Source organism: Myxococcus llanfairpwllgwyngyllgogerychwyrndrobwllllantysiliogogogochensis, from assembly GCF_006636215.1.
GTDB classification, from domain to species: Bacteria; Myxococcota; Myxococcia; order Myxococcales; family Myxococcaceae; genus Myxococcus; species Myxococcus llanfairpwllgwyngyllgogerychwyrndrobwllllantysiliogogogochensis.
The window spans coordinates 1-428 of the sequence record NZ_VIFM01000826.1; the positions used below are offsets into that span (position 1 = coordinate 1).

Annotated in this window: 1 protein-coding gene; it reads right to left on the reverse strand. The window is 52.6% G+C overall.

Translation table 11 applies throughout. The annotated features are described in order from the left end of the window. A partial coding sequence (locus FJV41_RS55980) for an AI-2E family transporter (RefSeq protein WP_141649641.1) occupies positions 1-310 on the reverse strand: 310 nt, incomplete at its 3' end. Positions 311-428 lie beyond the last annotated feature (118 nt).

Here is a 428-nt window from a genome sequence, read left to right on the forward strand (position 1 = left end):
TTCCGCTGCTGATGAGTTTGATCAGCGGAACGCTGTTATCCACCAGGCTGTTGACCAGCAGAGCGATAGGAATAACGAATAGCAGAAACAGCAACAGGGTCATCGCCAGCACCGCCAGCAGTCGTTTGCCGAACAGCACACGCTGCAGACGCAGCAGCACCGGCCAGGTGGCGATCACCACCGTACCGGCCCAGGCGAAGGACAGAATAAACGGCTGCACAACCCACAGGCAGGATATGATAATCAGGGCCAGGAACAGCACCGACAGCAGTATTTGCGGAATGTCCCGAGGCTGATGGGGATTAATCATAGAGAAATTTTACCTTTCCAGTCGCGCCAAACAGCTGGCGCCGCGTAAATCCATATACTGATAATAATATCAATAATTTTGCCGGGCTGATTTTGCACAGAAAACAGGTGGGCGCATA